General features: G+C 57.7%; 15 protein-coding genes. 8 read left to right on the top strand and 7 right to left on the bottom strand.

The annotated features are described in order from the left end of the window. Positions 1–14 precede the first annotated feature (14 nt). Positions 15–953: a quinolinate synthase NadA gene (gene nadA, locus HHL09_RS19455; RefSeq protein ID WP_169456294.1), complete on the bottom strand. Its 939-nt coding sequence runs from the start codon at positions 951–953 to the stop codon at positions 15–17. A gap of 836 nt (positions 954–1,789) precedes the next feature. Here nadA and HHL09_RS19450 point away from each other — a divergent pair. From HHL09_RS19450 to HHL09_RS19430, 5 genes are all read left to right on the top strand, one after another. Continuing rightward, positions 1,790–3,385 carry an ATP-binding protein gene (locus HHL09_RS19450; RefSeq protein WP_169456293.1) on the top strand — a complete coding sequence of 532 codons (1,596 nt, stop codon included), beginning with the start codon at positions 1,790–1,792 and terminating at the stop codon, positions 3,383–3,385. A 672-nt stretch (positions 3,386–4,057) separates the two neighbouring features. Beyond that, positions 4,058–5,947: a DEAD/DEAH box helicase gene (locus tag HHL09_RS19445; RefSeq protein ID WP_169456292.1), complete on the top strand. Its 1,890-nt coding sequence runs from the start codon at positions 4,058–4,060 to the stop codon at positions 5,945–5,947. Continuing rightward, complete coding sequence (locus HHL09_RS19440) at positions 5,944–6,381, top strand: EcoRII N-terminal effector-binding domain-containing protein (protein WP_205760885.1); 438 nt, start codon at positions 5,944–5,946, stop codon at positions 6,379–6,381. The genes HHL09_RS19445 and HHL09_RS19440 overlap by 4 nt, the downstream gene beginning before the upstream one ends. Before the next feature lie 70 nt (positions 6,382–6,451). Beyond that, complete coding sequence (locus tag HHL09_RS19435; RefSeq protein ID WP_169456291.1) at positions 6,452–7,603, top strand: AAA family ATPase; 1,152 nt, start codon at positions 6,452–6,454, stop codon at positions 7,601–7,603. Next, positions 7,600–8,178 (top strand): hypothetical protein, encoded by a 579-nt coding sequence (locus tag HHL09_RS19430; protein ID WP_169456290.1) that lies wholly within the window; start codon positions 7,600–7,602, stop codon positions 8,176–8,178. Before HHL09_RS19435 ends, HHL09_RS19430 begins: the two co-directional genes overlap by 4 nt. 843 nt (positions 8,179–9,021) lie before the next feature. Here HHL09_RS19430 and HHL09_RS19425 read toward each other — a convergent pair. Then, positions 9,022–9,636, bottom strand: a complete 615-nt coding sequence (locus HHL09_RS19425) for a bactofilin family protein (RefSeq protein WP_169456289.1) — start codon at positions 9,634–9,636, stop codon at positions 9,022–9,024. Between the two features lie 66 nt (positions 9,637–9,702). Next, positions 9,703–10,632, bottom strand: coding sequence for a tetratricopeptide repeat protein (locus HHL09_RS19420; protein WP_169456288.1), 930 nt, complete (start codon positions 10,630–10,632; stop codon positions 9,703–9,705). Positions 10,633–10,780: 148 nt separating this feature from the next. Between HHL09_RS19420 and lpxB the strand changes: the two genes are divergently transcribed. Both lpxB and HHL09_RS19410 read left to right on the top strand, forming a co-directional pair. Beyond that, positions 10,781–11,908, top strand: a complete 1,128-nt coding sequence (gene lpxB, locus HHL09_RS19415) for a lipid-A-disaccharide synthase (protein ID WP_169456287.1) — start codon at positions 10,781–10,783, stop codon at positions 11,906–11,908. A gap of 77 nt (positions 11,909–11,985) precedes the next feature. Further along, positions 11,986–12,195: a hypothetical protein gene (locus tag HHL09_RS19410; RefSeq protein WP_169456286.1), complete on the top strand. Its 210-nt coding sequence runs from the start codon at positions 11,986–11,988 to the stop codon at positions 12,193–12,195. On the opposite strand, the gene HHL09_RS19405 is transcribed toward HHL09_RS19410, so the two are convergent. From HHL09_RS19405 to HHL09_RS19395, 3 genes are all read right to left on the bottom strand, one after another. Continuing rightward, positions 12,192–12,806 (bottom strand): RibD family protein, encoded by a 615-nt coding sequence (locus tag HHL09_RS19405; protein WP_169456285.1) that lies wholly within the window; start codon positions 12,804–12,806, stop codon positions 12,192–12,194. The two genes, HHL09_RS19410 and HHL09_RS19405, sit on opposite strands and share 4 nt — an antisense overlap. Positions 12,807–12,868: 62 nt before the next feature. Beyond that, a complete protein-coding gene (locus HHL09_RS19400; protein WP_169456284.1) occupies positions 12,869–14,011 on the bottom strand; it encodes a hypothetical protein in 1,143 nt (380 codons plus the stop codon). Positions 14,012–14,104: 93 nt separating this feature from the next. After that, a complete protein-coding gene (locus tag HHL09_RS19395) occupies positions 14,105–14,515 on the bottom strand; it encodes a hypothetical protein (protein ID WP_169456283.1) in 411 nt (136 codons plus the stop codon). 138 nt (positions 14,516–14,653) lie between these two features. Here HHL09_RS19395 and HHL09_RS19390 point away from each other — a divergent pair, with 138 nt between their 5' ends. Continuing rightward, a complete protein-coding gene (locus HHL09_RS19390; protein WP_169456282.1) occupies positions 14,654–15,028 on the top strand; it encodes a glutaredoxin family protein in 375 nt (124 codons plus the stop codon). 168 nt (positions 15,029–15,196) lie between these two features. Here HHL09_RS19390 and HHL09_RS19385 read toward each other — a convergent pair whose 3' ends face one another. After that, positions 15,197–15,868 carry an SDR family oxidoreductase gene (locus HHL09_RS19385; RefSeq protein WP_169456281.1) on the bottom strand — a complete coding sequence of 224 codons (672 nt, stop codon included), beginning with the start codon at positions 15,866–15,868 and terminating at the stop codon, positions 15,197–15,199. Positions 15,869–16,056: the final 188 nt, after the last annotated feature.

The raw sequence follows: 16,056 nt of genomic DNA, 5'->3' as shown, positions 1-16,056 counted from the left end.
ACGAGAGCCGCTGCTTACTTGGACTGCTCCAGCATGCGCAGCAAGGGAGCTTCGGCGCGGGAGCGGATGTCCTCGGGGATCTCCACCTGGGGGCTGAGGTTCTCCAGGCAGGCGTGGAGCTTGGTCAGCGTGTTCATCTTCATGTAGCGGCAGTCCGCACAAGCGCAACGGTCGGTGGGACCGGCGATGAGGTTCTTGTCCGGGCACTCCTTCCGCAGGCGGTGGAGCATGCCGCTCTCGGTCACCACGATGATGTCCTTCACCGGGGCATTCTTGCAGAAGGTGATCATCTTCTCGGTCGAGCAGACCTCATCGGCCAGCAGGCGCACGGCCTGGGTGCACTCCGGATGAGCCACCACGAGGGCACCGGGATGCTCGGCTTTGATGCGGTTGATCGAGTCGCGGGTGAACTCGACGTGGACGTAACAAGAGCCCTGCCAGAGATCCATCTTGCGGCCGGTCTGCTCCATCACCCAGGCACCGAGGTTCGCGTCCGGCACGAAGAGGATCGGGCGATCCGCCGGGGCCTTGTTCACGATCTTGATCGCATTGCCGGAGGTGCAGATCACATCGCAGAGCGCCTTCACGTGGGCCGAGCAATTGATATAGGCGATGACGTAGTAGTTCTTCTCCGCATTCGCCTTCAGGAAGGCCTCCAGTTCGGGGCCGGGGCAGGATTGCTCCAGCGAGCAACCGGCATCCTTGTCCGGAAGTACGACGACCTTCGTAGGATTCACGATCTTCGCCGTCTCCGCCATGAAGTGGACGCCGCAGAAGACGATCACATCGGCATCAGTCTCCTTCGCGTGGTAGGCGAGGCCGAGGGAATCGCCGACATAGTCCGCTAGGTCCTGGATATCGCCGGTCTGGTAATTGTGGGCCAGGATGACGGCATTCCGTTCCTTTTTCAGGGCGAGGATCGACTCCTTCAGGTCGAGAGCGGCGGTGGGCATGGCGGAAACTAGGGTAGGCCGGGCGGGAGGGCAATGGCGGAGGTAAAATGACCCACCATCAATCTTCCAATCATCAGCCAATCAGTGACTTAGAGTGGATCCGAGGGGGTCGAACGCGGGGTAGGAGGCGCTGGATTCCCGTATTTTTCATCGCGCACCGGGCGGAGGGTGGAAGGAGGGGCGATCCGGTGGGAAATCGGGGTGATTCCGGTGCCTGTTCCGCCTGTTATATCAGGGAAATTAACAGGCGGCCGGGCTGCTGAGAAGCCGGACAAGTCCCCTCCCCCGCGGATCGCTGGGAGCCGGTGAAAATCCAGCGCCGCAGGTGCATGTTCCGCCTGTTATAACAGGGAAAATAACAGGTGACCGGGTGGGATCGGGGCCGCTTGGCCGGGGTGGAGAAGGAAAGGAAAACGACATGGGGAGAGTTTGCCACGGAGGCGGTCTTTTCGGAACTCCTTTCCGTGGTCCTTTTTTGATCCCCCGACCCTACGCATATTCGTCCTTCACTCCCCCTCTCCGCCCGTTAGGCTTCCCGCTCAGAACCGCCACCATGTCCAACCTGGAAACCCAAGCCTTCCTTCGGAAGCTCTGGCCCGCCTCCAGCCGTCTGCGCTTGGTGGCACCACTGCTCGTCTATAGTTCGGCGAGTTCGAATGTGAGCCGCGAAAGCGACATCCCACTCAATGATCGATGCGGATCTAGTGGAGAGCCCTGTCGCAGCATCGAGCTAACATCTCCACTCTCCCCAATTCCTAGCGGGTTCTGAATCCTCGAAACCGAAAATTGAGAGACTCTGAAAGCGCTCTACGAAAATCCACCCCATCCCCAACCATATGAGTCAGGTACTACATCCACTACCACCCGACGCAGCTCGTGTTATCGAAGGCCTTCGCGACACAGGATACCAATTCAATACCGCCGTTGCTGATGTTGTAGATAACTCAATCGCCGCAGACGCAAAAAACATTTCAATATTTTTGAAACAGGATTACCGCGGCAACATTTCACTTCGAATCTACGATGACGGAGTTGGCATGACAAAGGATGGCGTCTTAAACGCGATGACCTACGGATCACAAGTCCGGACATCGAAGGCCAGCTTGGGCAAATTCGGACTTGGTCTTAAAACAGGATCGACCGCCTTCTGCCGCCGTCTGGTGGTCGTGTCTAGAGCCAACCCAGAAGACACTCTGATCACGGCCGCTTGGGACATCGACCACGTCAAAATCAGCGGCAAATGGGAAATCACGATCGGCGAATCTTCGCCCTCAGAGAGCAAGTTTTTCAACGAGGTCCTCGCGGACAAAGCCGGGACGCTTGTGATCTGGGAAAAGATCGACCGGATTATGAAGGCTTATAAGGATCCAACAGGGCCCTATGCAAAGAAGGCCTTCGAAAAGATCATTGATGGCCCCAACGGGCTCCGGCAGCACCTCGCGACAGTCTATCAAAGGTTCTTGGATCCAGCTGACAATCGCGCCACCAACATCAAAATTGCTCTCAATGGCACCCCAGTTGAAGCGTGGGACCCATTTTGTGTTGGAGAATCAGAACTGGTGGGGGACGAGAATATTTCTGTGAGTATGCCGGGCGGTAGCGTCGCCGAATTTCGCATTAGGGCATTCATTTTGCCACGAAAGGAGGAGTTCTCTTCCGAGGAAGCGAAGGAAAGGGCGCGAGTCGCGCCGGCAAATCAAGGCATCTACGTATACCGAGAAAACCGCTTTACCCATGGCCCCGACTGGCTCGGATTGTTTGCTAGAGAGACGCACATGACACTCTTGCGCATCGAGTTTTCCTTCGACCATCGTCTCGACGAAGCGTTCCAAATAGACATCAAAAAATCACAGATAATCTTGGATGAGGCGATTTCTGTATTCGTAAAAGAATTTCTCACCCCGAGACGACGCGCAGCTGATTTGCTTTCCCGAAAAGGTGCTCGAGAGAGTGTCAAGAAGACCTCTCAAAACGCTCATGACGGATCTAATCGGAACATATCTTCTAAAGAGGATCAAGTCATTAAACCCAACATTAAGAGCTTAGACGCAGCTTCGGGTGAAGCAGTTCTTGTAAATCGACTCGGCGAGGTTCGACTTAAACTTCAAATCGGCGCATCAACGAGAAGAGACGAAGTCCATATTCAAACTGTTGAATCCATCGACGACGGACTCCTTTGGACTCCTGCGTTTATTGACGGCCATTGTGCGGTCAACATCAACCGTGGGCACCCTTACTATACGAAGGTCTATGTTCCAAATTTATCGGAAGGAGTAACTATACAGGGGATGGATGCGTTACTTTGGGGGCTAAGCGTCGCTGAGTTAAACTGCATAAGCGAGGATACCAAGACCACATTCGAGGACCTTCGCTACGAAGTCTCGCGGAACCTCAAGAAACTAGTCCAAGACCTACCTGAGCCAGAATTTTAGTATAAATGCACTGGTTACACGCGGAAACCTTCATTTCTCGTCGCTTGGGCTTGCCGGTAATGGCACATCTCTCCGCTGAGAACCGTCTCGCCCCCCAAACAAGCGGGATCGGCAAGTTTGGTAGGCTCCTCATCGAGCGAAGAGGGAACGCAGACGCCAAGGCTCTAGCAGCTTTTCCATCTCTAGCAATCGCTGCCGCCACACAAAAGGAGTTCACACTCCCTGTAATCGGCAACGATTTCAGTTGGCAGGGGCCCGCCATTTGGTCCTCTAAGAGAATGAGACTCAACCTGATCCTGAGGAGGCAAAGAGTCGTTTTGAAAGAGGTTCTCCCCAACCAAATGACCCAACTTCTCGGGGACGTTATCGCGCCAGCCGTTGAATTGCCCACAATCTTGGTCAGAATTGAAAACGCTGTTGCCAACGTGCTAGCATTTAAAGGTGACGCCTCCGAGATGAATTCTCAACGGTATAACCCTAGGCCGCCCAGCGAGGAAAAATCCATGGCAATATGGCCCCACGGCACTATTGAACCATAGATGATCATGATGCCCCACTGTCCATTGGCATGTCTACATTGAAGTCCACCATATCATCTTCAGAGATGAGATTCGGATACAAAATCGATCCCATCACTCGATTCGTTCAAGCCTGTAGCCAAGAGAAGCACTCATGAAACTCAAGCTTGAAGGCACAACGATAGTGACCTCCTCACTCACGGAACAGCCCCCCCCTACAGCAGAGGAAATATATGAGATTATTTTTGAGGGCAAGGATACCCTTCGGGGCCAAGCGATTGCTTCGCAGGAATTTTACGACCTAGGATTGCAGTTTTCCGACACTCCCGCCAGTCCCGCAATCCTGATTACCGTAGATGCATCCACTCCCGGTGAGCCCTCGATAGGCTGCTTACTAGCAGGAAAAATCGGAAGTACTACCGCACCAGCCACACTGGACTACGTCATCATCGATAAAATCTGGTATCCGCTCCCTCAAAACACGCTTTCGGAATTTTCAAATGTGATGCTTCAATCTCAAATTTCGAATCCAGCGGCACTGACTATTGGACAATATCTCGAAATACTTAAACGCGCGCCAAATTTCCTCGTTGTCGACCATGCCGCTGAGCAATTGGCTGCCCGAACTCTCTCTAAAAGTATTCCGACGCTGACTCTCTCTGGTCTAGAAGCCACTCCTTATGACTATCAGCAAGTTGGTATACGATGGCTGAATTTTATGGCACGCCAAGGCGTCGGCTCCATTCTCGCCGATGAGATGGGTCTTGGAAAGACGCTGCAAGTCATCGCACTTCTTCTAGCAGAAGTTCAGGCCAACCGGCAGCCAAATTTGGTCGTCTGTCCGGCGACTTTGACTGAGAACTGGCGACGGGAGATCACCCAGTTTGCACCGTCCTTGAAGGTGCTTGTCCATGCCGGCCCCAGCCGCACTGGACTTTCAGACCAATTGGCCGCAGCTCACATTACCGTTACCTCATACGAAACCATGGCTGGAGACATCTCCATATTCCGAGTGGTCCCTTGGAACGTGGTGGCCTTGGATGAAGCTCAAAATATAAAAAATCCAACCGCTCGACGCACAAAACGCGCCAAAGAACTGCCAAGGCGCATTGGCATCGCGATCACCGGGACGCCGGTTGAAAACAATCTTAAAGATCTTTGGTCGCTATTCGACTACGCACTCCCGGGGCACCTCGGGACACTGTCCGAGTTTCAAATGCAGTTTCCCGAAACGGAGACGGGAGCCAAAGAACTCGAATCACTCGTCTCCCCAATTATGCTACGAAGACGTATCTGCGATGTGGCGGCCGATCTCCCACCACGTATAGATGTGCCAATAGCAATCACCATGGACGACCGATCTTCCGAAGCATATGATGAGATACTTAAAGAGGCAGCAGCTAAGGCTCCCGAAGCTCCTGGATTAGCTGCTCTTGTGCACCTCCGAATGTTCTGCGCTCATCCTTGGTCCGTTGGCAAGCTGCGTGATGTCAGCTTAGCGATTGCCTGTAGCCCCAAGCTCGAAAGATCCTTTGAAATTTTAGAGGAAGTCTTCACAACCAACTCCAAGGTCATCATATTCACCTCTTTCAACTACACTGCGAGGCTACTCGAAAGAGAGATTAAGCGTACATTCCGTGTGCCAACATGGCTAATTAACGGCAGCGTCGCGGTGACAGACCGCCAGTCGACAGTCGATGAGTTCACCCGAATCCTCGGCTCCGCCGCCCTCATTCTTAACCCTAAAGCGGCTGGAGTTGGATTAAACATCACGGCGGCAAACCATGTAATCCACTACAACCTCGAATGGAATCCAGCTGTTGAAGACCAAGCCTCAGCTCGCTCCCATCGCAGAGGTCAAACTCGGCCCGTCACCATTCACCGACTCTTCTACGCCGACACAGTAGAGGAAGTCATTTATGATCGCATGATACGCAAGCGAATTTTGGCCGAGAATGCGGTTATCGGAACAACCGGAGACGCGGATGATCTGGTCGACATATTAAACGCGCTCAAGCTCAGCCCCCGAATCAAATCATCATGAGATCCACCGTAGAAAAGGTGCTTAGCGCCAATGATACCGGAGAAACCCATGCCCACCAAGCTGGTCTACTTATCCCTAAAAATATCGCGAGACTTGAATTCTTCCCAAAGTTGGATCCTTCAATCAAGAATCCCCGCTGCGTGATCGATCTGCGAGACGCTGCCGGAGAAGAGTGGACCTTCAATTATATTTATTACAATAATGCGCTGTTTGGTGGAACCAGAAACGAATATCGCCTGACAAGCATGACGGAGTTCCTACGTCATTACGATCTCAAGGAAGGAGACACCGTAGTTTTCAAGCGGCCTACAGGTCGATTCTACGGTGTCGATTACAGACGGAAGCACCAAGGCCTGACAACTTTTCCAAGTGGTCGAAAAGTTCTCAAGTTGAGCGGAAACTGGATAATTCTGGATACCGACGACTTGTCATGAATGCTAAGAATGAGGCCCACACGCAAAGTATCGCATCCAAAAGCGCCCCCCCTGAAGTATGCCCTCAAGAATGCTGACTCAAGAGCAAGAAAGCTTAGTAAACGCAGCTTTTCGCCCCCACATTCCGATCGACGATCCTAGTGACTTTTCCGGTCGCGAAAACGAAAGGGAGCGTGTACGGGATGCCCTCGCAGTTCCCGGCCTCCATTTGGTCGTTTATGGTGAGCGCGGCTGCGGCAAAACCTCCCTTGCTTACGTTTCTACCAACGGCGTGGAGCGCGTAAAGGTCTTCTGCGAGCAGAATTCCGATTTCAATCAGCTAATGCGGACTGCGGCACTACAGATCCAAAAATCTGATCCTGAGCGGCTCGTTTTTGACGCCCAAAGGAACACGCTAAGAGTCGCTGGTACCGCGCTTTCTCTTGGAAACATGACAGGTAATGATCTCCTATTCATCATTCCCGACAACAAGCCGCTTTGTATTATACTCGACGAACTCGACAGAGTAAGAGACACCGACGCAATCTCAGCCGTTGCTGAACTAGTCAAGAACGCCGCCACGAACAAGCCCCTTCTCACTTTGGTCATGGTTGGCGTCGCAGCAACTGCTGGTGCCGTGCTACGCGGCCACGCATCGAACCATCGTGCCATTCGCGAACTGCAGTTGGATCGAATGCAAGAAGACGAGCTAGACGGTATTTTGCGACATGGAGAAAAAGTACTGGAGCCTCTCGGCCTCAAGTTCTCCGAGGAGGCGACATCGGAGATTTTACGCCTCTGTGACCGAATGCCCTACTATCTTCATTTGATGGCCAACAATGCCGCCAAAGCAGCTCTGAAGGTTGGATCACCCATAGTCGAAACCGAAGATCTTGTTCGGGGCTGTATCGCGGCGGCCAGCGACGCGGATCAGCAGCTGCGCGAGATATACGAGCTTGCAATAAGATCCTCCAACGGAAGCCGTCTCCATCAGAGAGTGATCTGGGGGATGGCCAACCTGACCGCGAAGAACAACAACATCGCGGAGGTCGTTGAAGAGGCGGCCAAGATCGCCATCGGCCGCCCCCTGGGAGCACCGTCTAGAAAGGCCGTCGGCTCGGCTCTTAGAGGCCTCATTCTTCCCAGTCGGGCCCAGATCCTAACACGAGCCGGACACGGAAACTACACCTTCACCAGCCCGCTCATGAAAGGCTTTATCCGCCTCATCCGCCAAGGTCAATGAACCCTGCCCAGTTTCAGAACGTCGCCTTGGATATTCTGCGGAACTACTGGCGCATCAAAGCGGCGTGTGCCCTTTACACACGATCGCCTGAGGTAGTCGACGTCACCTTGGAATACACTAATGTGCCCGCCGTCGGAATGGTGACGAGTCTTCTCGCGAGCGAACCGGGTTCCGATGCTATGTCTGCGCTTGAGGATTTCGTTCACCGCCGACTTCCGCGTGACCTGCTATTAGCACTTATTGCCGAGTTTGAGAGTCGTTTGGTAGTACGCTTGACTGCACTTTCAGAATTGTCTTCGGGAACGTTTGGTCAGCTGCAACGCAGAATCGAAAGCAGACTTATCATCTCTTCTTCACTAGTTGAAGATTTAGACGAGATTCGATGCCGTCGCAATGACATGATCCACAATAACGATAGAGCACAATCCAATTATGTCACAGCAGCTTCCATGGTGGCACCTCGCGCTTATCCTTACGTAAAGGCGGCTGTAATAGGCGACAATGTGAACCCTGATCCGGCTTATCTCACATATGCGACTGACGTTTTGATCAGGTATTCAGATGAGATTGGCTGAAGTCCTCGATAAGGGGCCGGAGCTGAATCCGATACAGCTCGGTAGCGGATTGGCGGGTGCGCAATGGCCAAGGGACGGGGTAGGCTGGAGCTCAGATCAGAGAAAAAAGGCCGCGGGCGGAAGGATCGGCTTCTGTCCCATTCCGTTCCAATCAAGGCGTGAGTTCCGTGTGCCCCTTCAGGGCACGGAGGTTTGTGGGGGCTTGCTTACCCGGGGTTGAGCGCGTTCCGCGCTGACCCCGGGCTTTCTACGGCTGCCCCGTTGGGGCATTGGAGGTGGAAGAGAGGAATTGAGATAAGAGAGAGGATGGATGAGATCAGAGATCAGAGAGGAAAGGCAGAGGGGGCGGAGGCATTGGGGGGATGAGGCCCACGGGGCTTCCGGGAGGAAGCCCGTCCGCGTTATGGCGCTTTGGAAAGCGCCACTCCGGAGAGTCGGAATGGTTTCGCGATTCGCAGGCGATGTCAGGCGTGCTCGCGAGGTGGGGTGTGGAGGGAGATGGGCGCTGTTGTTAGGCCGTGCAGGATGAGCGCCGCGGGCCGCGTCGCCCTACCTCTTAGAGCCGGACTGGTGGGGTGGTCTGGAGGTGGGATTGGGTGCGGGGAAGGCGGTGGGGTGTGGGGGGAGATCGGCTTTGTTGTTAGGCCGTGCAGGATGAGCGCCGCGGGCCGCGTCGCCCTACCTTTCAGAGCCGGACCGGTGGCCCCCCCCTCAAGGGGGGATTACGTGCGGGAAGGAGCGGGGCGGTAGCGAGGGTTGGGGCAAAGAAAAAACCCGCCACGGCCTTTTTGGAGGGGCCGGGCGGGCTTTAGAGATGATTGATTGGTGCCGAGGGGGACCCGATTACGGGTTCACGCCTTGGAGGTTGCCCTGCTTCGGCGGGTCCTGCTTGGCAGGAGCGGAGGCGGGGGCTGCTGCGGCAGCGGGCTTGGCGGCGGCGGCAGGGGTCGACGGGGTGCCGACATTCGACTTACCGACGAAGATGGCGCCAGGCTCGATGGAGAGGACCTTGGCCTTGATGTCGCCGACGACTTCGGCGGTGGCCTTCAGCTCGACCTTTTCGTTGGCGATGATGTTGCCGTGGACCTTGCCGTAGACGACGACGGTGCCGGTCTTGATCTCGGCCTTGAGGCGGGCGTTTTCGCCAACGGTGAGATTTCCATCGGACTGGATCTCGCCCTCGATGCGGCCATCGACGACGAGGTCATTGGTGAATTTCACGGTGCCCTTGATCTCGACATCCGAGCTCAGGACATTGCGGGAAGGACCGACGGGGCGCTGCGGGGCGGCGCTGGCAGCAGAGGCCTGCTGGACCGGAGCGGCGGCGGCAGGAGCGACCGGCTCATAGGCGGCGGGCGCAGGGGTCGGAGCGGGATTGTAGGCCGGAGTCGGAACGGGGGCGCTGGGCTCGGAACCTGGCTTGTTGCCGGTGATCTTCTGGAAAATGTTGTTACTCATCTCGTGAAATTAGGATCGAAATTAGGAGCGCAGGAGAATTGAAAGTCAATTTGATTCCCCCCGGGCTTACTGGCCTGGCTGGGGCTGTGGCGGGGTGGCACCGCCCTCTTCCGGCTTGGCTGGAAGCACCTCGCTGGGCTTCGCAGGTTCCTGGCCTTCAGGGGTGGCGGGTTCTTCCTTCTCCGGCAGCGCGGGGACTTCTTCCACCGGGGCGGCGGGGGTGGCGCCTTCGCCATTGAGGATGTTGCCGAGCGGGTTGTTCCCCATCTCGCCGGTAAGGCCGGCACCCGGGGTGAGCTCCGGCTTCAGCTCGGCACCGGGAGTCGGTGCGGGTGCTGGCGGGGCCTCGATTTCCACGGGCATCTTGAAATTGACGAGCTGCAGGTGTTGCTGAGCCAACTGGCCAAAGGGGCTGGCCTTGTAATCCTCGCTGACCTTCTTGTAGGTGGCTTCGGCCTCGGAGAGCTTGCCTTGGGCCTTCTCGATATCGCCCAGGGAGACGAGGGCGTAGGGAGCAAGGAAGCGGCTATCAGCACCATCCGCGACTTCGCGGAAGAGGGCGGCGGCTTCATCGGTCTTCCCCTGCTGCATGAGGCGGGTGGCGAGACTGGCCTTTGCCGAAGGAATGCCGGGATGATCCGGGCTGTCCGCGATGAATTTCTTGAGGGTCTCGATGGAGGCGTCCTGATTGCCCTCGTCCCATTGCTTGCTGGCGATGAGGATGGCGGCGCTGCCTGCAGCAGGCGTGCCTTCGTGCTTTTTCGGCACTTCCTGGAGATCAGCGAGGGTCTCCGCCTTCGAAAGGTCTTCACCGGCACCGTAGGCGCGGCTCTCTTTCATGCCCTTCATGACGATGACGGCACCGCCTCCGAGGGCAATGAGCACGCCGAGCACCATGAGGCCCTTTTGATTGCGATCCAGAAAGGCATCGAATGCAGAGGGGCCGTGGGAGATTTCGGCGAGCGGACGCGGGGTATCGGCGGGTTCTTGGGCCATGTGGCGAGTCAAGCTTGGTGCGGACGGCGATTAAGGAGCCGGGTGGAGCGAAATCAATGACGAATTCCCCGCTGCGGGGTGCCGATTTCCAATGGATCCCGATTTTTCATGGCCAGCGCGGCAATGGCCTCCCTAATGTCCGCGCCAGATGGCCGCAGCGCTTTATGTCATCGCAGGAGAATTGAGCGGCGATGCCCACGGGGCGGGGATGCTGGAGGCCCTGCTGGCGATGCATCCGGAGCTGAAAGTCCACGGGGCCGGTGGTCCGGAAATGCGTGCGGTGGCGGGCGACGGGATCCGCGATTGGGTGGAAGAGGCGGCGGTGATGGGCCTGTGGGAGGTGCTGAAGCGCTACGGGTGGTTTAAGCAGCGCTTCGACGAGATGCTGGCGGAGATCAAAGGCATCAAGCCCAAGGTGCTGGTGCTCATCGACTACCCGGGATTCAACCTGCGCTTCGCGGAGGCGGTGAAGACCGCGCTGCCAGAGACGAAGATCATTTATTACATCAGCCCGCAGGTGTGGGCGTGGAACAAGGGCCGGCTGCCGAAGATGGCGCGGCTGCTGGACGAAATGCTGTGCCTTTTCCCCTTCGAGAAGCCAATTTTCGAGGGTGCGGGGCTCAAGACAACTTTCGTGGGCCATCCCCTAGTGGATGAGCTGGAGGAGGAGCGCGAGAGCGTGCCGCGGGATGAAAATCTGGTGGCGCTACTGCCTGGGAGCCGCGAGCGCGAGGTGGCGCGGCTTTTCCCGATGATGCTGGATGCGGCGCGGCGGCTTCACGGCAAGCGCCCGGAGACGCGCTTTGAAGCCTGCGGGGCTTCCGCCAAGCTGACCGGGCGGATGAGGGACATGGCGGCGAGCGCGAACATGTCCGAGCTGGTGAGGATTTCGGAGGGCGGTGCGCATTCGCTGATGCAGCGGGCCGCCTGCGGAGTGGTGGCGAGTGGCACGGCAACGCTGGAGGCAGCTTATTTCGGCCTCCCTTACTGCTTGGTTTACAAGGTAGCGTGGCCGACTTACCTGGTCGCGAAAGCGGTGGTGAAGATCGAGCACATCGGCCTGATCAACATCTTGGCGGATGGGCGTTTGGTGGAGGAATTCATCCAATCCGACGCGGATCCGCTGCATGTGGAGCAATCGCTTTCGCATTTCCTGACCGACGATGCTTTCCGCGAGGAGACACGGAAAAAGCTGCTTTCCACGGCGTCAAAGCTGGGCGGGCCCGGGGCACACTTGCGGGCAGCCTCGGCGATTTCGAGGTGGCTGGCGAAGTGAAGGGCGAGGCCCGGGCTGGAAGTTCCCTTTCAATGCCCGCTTGCCATCCCCGGCTGATCCGCTACATCCGGCCCGTCATGAAACTGACCACCCTCTTCGCCGCTGCAGCCGCCGGACTTTTCCTTTCCTCGGTTTCCTGCGAGCGTCATTCGTGGGAAGAAACCAAGGCCCTGCACGAGCAGCACGGCGCGCACGGCCACGGTGACAGCCACGGCGAACACAAGGAAGGTGAGCACGGCCACGCGGAGAAGCATGGCGACGAGCATCCCGTCGAAAAGGCTCACTAAGCCTTCCTCCGGTAGCTGAGGAAACATTCGCCGGTCTCCGGACGAGGATCGAACTCGATGAGTTCGTATGCCCCTGAGGCTGGTAGGAATTCGCCGGGAACGCCGCTGATGGTAGGCGCCGCACGGCCGCCGAAGATGGTGTGGCCGGCCCAAGTGAGATGGATTTCATCGATGGCGTCCATCGCAGCCAATTCGCGGGCAAGCTCCCCTCCCCCTTCGCAGTGGAGGTGTTTCACGCCGATGGCGGTGAGCTCTTGAAGGAAGCTGGCAAGTGAGCCGGTGTGGATGGTCGCACCGGGGATTTCCAGAGCCGGGCCTTCCGTAATCAGGAGGTGGATCGGTCCACCTGCAGAGTGAAAGAGCGGGTGCGCGGGATCGAATTTCCCACCGCGGGAAACGACACAGCGCAGCGGATCGCCGGAGGCCTTCATGGTCATGCGGTCCGCCTCAAGGGTGCCGCGGCCAACGAGCAAGGCATCTGCGCCTTTACGGAGTTGAAGCAAGCGCGCGTGGTCTTCTTCCGAGGTCCAGCCGGAGGGACGCCTTGCCACGGAGGAGATCTTGCCATCGGCGGAGACGGCGAAGTTGATGCTGATGTGGGGACGGGTCATCGCTCAGCGGAAATAGATGGCATAGAGGAGCGGACTGCCCAGCCCCAATGCGATCTCACGGATCAGGCGGCGGAAACTTTCCTCCACAAGACACGGACAGCCCAGCTGACCAACACGATCAACGCGATGAGCACCACCATAGACAGGCTCTCATTCCTCTCGGCGAGTTGGAGAAGAGACGCACGGGGAAATTTCGGAGGCTCCGGCTCTTTCCAGTCCTTCCAGAAATCAGGATGCGTGTCGGGATGCATGCGTTTCGCATAGCGCTCGTCCTGATAGGCGATCCACTCGGCATCCCTTTGCATGACGGCTGCGCGGGCTTTCTTGAAATACGCATCGACCCGGCCGATCTCCGAGAAGCCCCCGGATGGCTGCGGCACGACTTCGGCCCTCACCTCTTCCACCGGGTGGAAGGACCTTTCTCCGCTATCGTAGAGCTCCCTGCCACGGAGATAGGCAAGATGAGCAAGCGACATGGAGCCTTGGGAATGGAGGCAAAGCTGGAGCGTTTGAAAGGTGTCCACACTTTCCCATGCAGCACCCATCTGGATGAGTCCGGTAAGACCTTTTCGCGCCTCCTCCAGCGTAAAGCCTTCACCACCGTTCCTCCTGGGAGCAAACATCCGGTCTTGCTCCAGATAAAGGAAGTTGATCGTTCCATATTCCGGAGGGCTCTGGGCATCGAGCAACCAGCGGATGAGCTTGTATTGAAATTTTTCCCGTCCGAAGTGGGCATCGGGATTCAGTTGGAGAGCCTGCCTGATGAATGTCTCCGAAGCCTGCAGATCCGTTAGATCCGCGGATCGCTCCGCTTCGGGCTGAACGATCCAGCGAATCAGCAGGAAGGTGCCGAGATTGGACAGATAGCGATAGCGCTCCTCGTTCGTTTCCTCGATGGGCATGGATACGAGTGCTTCCGCTTTTTTTGCCATCCAAATGATCGCATCGTCGTGGCGGCCAAGCCGGCTGCAGGCGACACCGGCATCATCATAGAGAGCGAGCACGCCGGGCTTTTCCTCCAGCTCTTTGGTCACGCGTTCGAGACGCATTTCATAGTATCGCGCCGGATAACGATCGAAGCGACCGGTGGTCGCCGTCACCGTATCAAGCCTACCCTTTGCTTCCTCCTTCAGAGTATCCCGATCCCAGATGCAGGCACCCGCAGAGAGGATCGACAGCAGCAGGACGAGAAGGATGCGGAGCATGGATCAGGATATTCGCGGGAACTGTCGGCTCGCAAGCTTCCTCAGCATTCCAAGCCTGAAGAATCAATGAGCGCCGCGCGAAGACTCCTGACTTCAGTCCATCCACCAGCCCATCGCGTCATGAGGAAACTGGCCAAGAACGGCGAAGGTTCCAAGGACCATCGCGATGGTCAGTGCTTCGACGATGACGGTTTTCCGGCACACGCCCCACTTCACGGCACACGCAAACAGCGAGAAGGCGGAAACCGGCAGAAAACCCAACAGCGAGAGCGTGGTGATCAAGTGTAGGACCGAACTCAGATCAGAGATGGACTTCGGATTATCCACGCCCCCGATCGGAATATGCCCGAGCGTCGCCCACGCAATGAGCCATTCGATGAGAAACGCGAGCACCGGCACGGTGGGAGGCACCACCGCTAGAAGGAGGAAGGCCAGATCGCCTCTGGCAAACCCACGGATTGGCGGATTCACGGCAGCTAAAGCGGTTGGCTCGGTCGTCTCCATGGATTGCCGATAGGGAACGTAGATCCTCCACCCTAGGGCCCGCCCTCCCCGCGCCCAGCCTCAAAGCCTGAAATCCGCATGAAAGGCGGGGATTTTCCGGGGCTTGCCGGAGCGCGGAAGACGCGTATGCTCCGCGCCATGAGCAAGCCCCAACCGAAAATCACCGCCTATCTCAAGACCTTCTGCGGCTGGAGCGAGGGCGTCCGCGCCATCATGCGCAAGTATGAGCTCCCCTTCGAGGAGAAGGACATCATCAAGAATCCCGCCTTCCGTTGGGAAATGGAGCAGCGCAGCGGCCAGCAGCTTTCCCCCTGCGTGGAAATCGACGGCACCATGCTCCCCGACATTTCCGGCGAGGAAGTCGAAACCTGGCTCATCCAGAACGGCTACATCGAGCACGACGAAGCCGCTGCCGATGCCCCGACGAACTCCGCCTGCAGCGACGAGCAGCACGCCGCCATGGCCCGAGGTGAATTCCCGGCCAAGCCCGGGAAGATCCGCTTCCTCGGCTGAGGATTTCAGCAAGGCCCGGCGCTCCGATGATCATCATAGCGGGGCGACTGGGCCGTTCCGGGTCGGGCGGTAGTGACGCCGCCGATGATTGCATCGCATGCCCAGCCCGAGCATTCCATGGCGACTTAAGGGAATCATCCTCCCCGCCGGAACGACCCAGTCGACCTGCTAGGATTTCCCCACCGGCTCAGCCCGGCCGGGCTGCCCGTTCCAGTCCAGGATCCAGCGATACTGGCTCGCGGAAATCGAGCCACGCGAGAGAGGACGGGTAACAGACACCGCTTTTTCCGTCTCCATCAGGATCCTTTCTGCAAAGGCTCCGGCCCCGTCCTTACCGGGCTCATGGATCTTCACCTGCAGCGCCATCTTCGACCGCACGGGGAAAGCGCCTGGGGCCTGAGCGCCTTCGGTCTTTAGCGGCCCCCAAGCGATCGCGGGGAAGACCCCGGCGCATTGCGGCGGGATCACTTGCCCGATCACACCGCCACCCTGTCCGCGAAAGACCGGCAGGATCGCCCGGGCCGCAACCATCGGCCGGGCCACCGCGTTACGGAAGACGTGCTCCACGTCAAAATCGAAATCGCGCCACCCATCCTTGGGTTGCCGGACGTCCGGCACTTGAAGCAAGACGTCGATCCGGCCGAAGTGCTCGAGCGTCTCCGTCACCGCATCCGCCATGTCCGCGGAATCTCCATCCCTCACGGCCAAGGGCAGGAACTTCTCCCCCGTTTTTTCCGAAGACTGCTTCCCAGACACCGCGGCCAACGGGCAACCGCGCCGCTGCAGCGCGGTCCGCAGCAGCCTGCCGAAAGGAGTATCGGCACCGGTAAGAAAAATCACGGGGCTCATCACGCCGCGCAGCCTGCCGGAAAGCCGGGCACACCGCGTGATTTTCCGGTTGAACGGTCGATTCCGTGGATTTGCGGCCCCGGGACTGCGGCAGACGGACCGCTCATCCACCGCTAGCGACCGCTCGCACGAAAAATCGGGCCATGCCCGGGTCCGCCCGCTAGGCAGGTCCCCGTCCC

Source organism: Luteolibacter luteus, assembly GCF_012913485.1.
GTDB lineage: Bacteria > Verrucomicrobiota > Verrucomicrobiia > Verrucomicrobiales > Akkermansiaceae > Haloferula > Haloferula lutea.
This window is presented reverse-complemented; position numbering and strand designations above follow the sequence as displayed.